Annotated in this window: 2 protein-coding genes; one reads left to right on the plus strand and one right to left on the minus strand. The window is 59.5% G+C overall.

The window, feature by feature from the left end; translation table 11 throughout:
• The first annotated feature begins 280 nt into the window (after window positions 1-280).
• Window positions 281-1,075, plus strand: a complete 795-nt coding sequence (locus V7665_RS13460) for an undecaprenyl-diphosphate phosphatase (protein ID WP_335665046.1) — start codon at window positions 281-283, stop codon at window positions 1,073-1,075.
• Between the two features lie 54 nt (window positions 1,076-1,129).
• On the opposite strand, the gene V7665_RS13465 is transcribed toward V7665_RS13460, so the two are convergent.
• Window positions 1,130-2,083 carry a complex I NDUFA9 subunit family protein gene (locus V7665_RS13465; protein WP_335665047.1) on the minus strand — a complete coding sequence of 318 codons (954 nt, stop codon included), beginning with the start codon at window positions 2,081-2,083 and terminating at the stop codon, window positions 1,130-1,132.
• Window positions 2,084-2,291 lie beyond the last annotated feature (208 nt).

A 2,291-nucleotide genomic window follows, 5' to 3' on the forward strand; every position in this document is an offset into this window, starting at 1 on the left:
GGGCAGGAGAGAGGAAATATATAAAAATGGTCCGCGAGTCACGCATAAATTCCGATATAGGTCAGCTAATCTGTCTCAATATTGAGAAATGCGACGTTAAAGATCACTAGGCTGGAACACGCGTCATCTTATATAGGCCGTATCGGCCCTATATTTTCCTCACGACAATGGCTTTGCGAAACGCTATTGCGCGACAAACCAACATACGACCCAGCCAACATAAGACCCAGCCAACATACGACCCAGCCAGCATACGGCCAAGCCAACATACGGAACGCCCATGACCTTCATTCAAATGCTGCTCCTCGCGATCGTGCAGGGCGTCACCGAATTTCTGCCGATTTCCTCTTCGGGTCATTTGATCCTGCTGCCGGTGTTTACCGGTTACGCGGATCAGGGGCCGATGATCGACATTGCCGTCCATGTCGGTTCGCTGCTCGCGATCATCACCTATTTTTTCCGTGATGTCTGGGCGCTGGGCCGGGGTGGCCTCGCGTCGATCGGGATCGGCCAGGCGGCCGCCGAACGGCGACTGTTCTGGTGGATCATCATCGGCACGATTCCCGCTGTCCTGGTCGGGCTGTTCCTGAAGACCGGGGGCTATCTGGACGGTTTCCGCAGCACCACTTTGGTCGCCGTCAACCTGATCGTCTATGGCGTGCTGCTGGGCATCGCAGACCGGTTCGGCCGGCAGGTCAAATCCTTCGAGGATCTGACGCTGAAAGACGGTATCATTGTCGGGCTGGCGCAGGCGATGGCGCTGATCCCGGGTACCAGCCGCTCGGGCGTGACGATGACCGCAGCCCGCTTCCTCGGCTATACCAGGGTAGAGGCGGCGCGCTTTTCCTTCCTGCTGTCGATACCCGCCGTGGCCGGTGCCGGCGTGCTGATCATTCCCGATCTGATGGGAGCGAGCAGCGAACTGCTGAAGGAAGCTCTGATCACCGGCGTGCTGACTTTTGTCGCGGCGCTGGCGACGATGACCTTCCTGATGCAATTTTTGCGCAAGGCGTCGATGATGGTGTTTGTGATCTACCGGGTGGCGATGGGCATTGCCCTGCTCGCCTTTTTCTAGCCCGGTCTTTCTCTGATCCGGTCTTTCTATAATCTCGGCTTGCTCTAGCGGCGCCTAGCCCGCCTTGGCGCGGGCGCCAAAGCGGCCGTGGGCGGTATATTTTTCCATCCAGCCGCTGGCGACCGCAGCAAGCGGTGTCGGTGCCACCCCGAAAGCGTCCAGTCCCTTGGCGCCTGATGCCACGATATTGTCATTCTGCAACATCTTGTACTGGTCGGCGGTAATCGGCGCGCCGGGCAGCGGCCCAAGCAGGCTTGCCATCATCTTGGCGGCGAAATCGGGGACGTCGACAAAGGTTCGGTCGCGTCCGGTCAATTTCGCTATCCGCCGGTTGAGATCGCCCATGCTGATGATTTCCGGGCCGCCCAGCTCATAAGTCTGGCCGGCGTAAACTTCACCATGGCTCATCGCCTCGGCCACGGCATCGGCAACATCACCGACGAAGATTGGCTGGAACCGCGTCGCGCTGCCGATCACCGGCACCACCGGCAACATCGCGATCATCGCGGCAAAGCGATTGATAAACTGGTCTTCCCGGCCAAAGATGATCGACGGTCTGAGGATGATGGCATCCGGAAAGGCCTGTAAAACCGCCTTTTCCCCGTCGCCCTTGCTCCGGCCATAGCGGGCAGGCGAGGCGCTGTCGGCACCAATCGCCGACAGGTGCAACAACGTCCGGCAACCCGCCGCCGCGGCAGCTTCAGCAACATTGCGCGCGCCCTCGACATGCACGCGTTCGAAATTACCGTTCAATATGCCGACCAGATTGATCACGCCGTCGCAGCCATGGACCGCGCGGGCAACGCTCGCCGCCTTGGTCACATCGGCGCTGACAAATTGCGTCTGTCCGAGATTGCCGAGCGGCTTGATATGCATCGCATTCTTGATATTGCGCTCGGCAATGCGCAGCCGCGCACCGCGCTCGAGCAGGGCTTGCGCGATATAGCGGCCAAGAAAACCGCCGCCGCCAAAAATGCAAATCAATTGTCCGTCGAGATCCATGTCCATGTTCCACCCGTGCCTTGGTTTCCGCTTAGCCTCTGCCCCAGCCCGGCTGACGAAGCAACAGTCGATTCCGCCCTCAGGCCCGCATTTTTTCCGGCGCCACGACGCGCTCCGGCGTTCCGCACCACTAACCCGCCAACGGTGCTGTCGCTTTGTCGATATGAATCATTGACAGCAGAACCACCAAGCGGCTAATCGCCCGCCTCTATCA

Origin of the sequence: Parasphingorhabdus sp., assembly GCF_036964675.1 — a bacterium.
In the GTDB taxonomy this organism is placed as follows: domain Bacteria; phylum Pseudomonadota; class Alphaproteobacteria; order Sphingomonadales; family Sphingomonadaceae; genus Parasphingorhabdus.

Excerpts from the sequence above, each read along its gene's own strand:
- V7665_RS13465 (WP_335665047.1), bottom strand. The coding sequence starts at position 2,083 with ATGGACATGGATCTCGACGGACAATTGATTTGCATTTTTGGCGGCGGC.
- V7665_RS13460 (WP_335665046.1), top strand. The coding sequence starts at position 281 with ATGACCTTCATTCAAATGCTGCTCCTCGCGATCGTGCAGGGCGTCACC.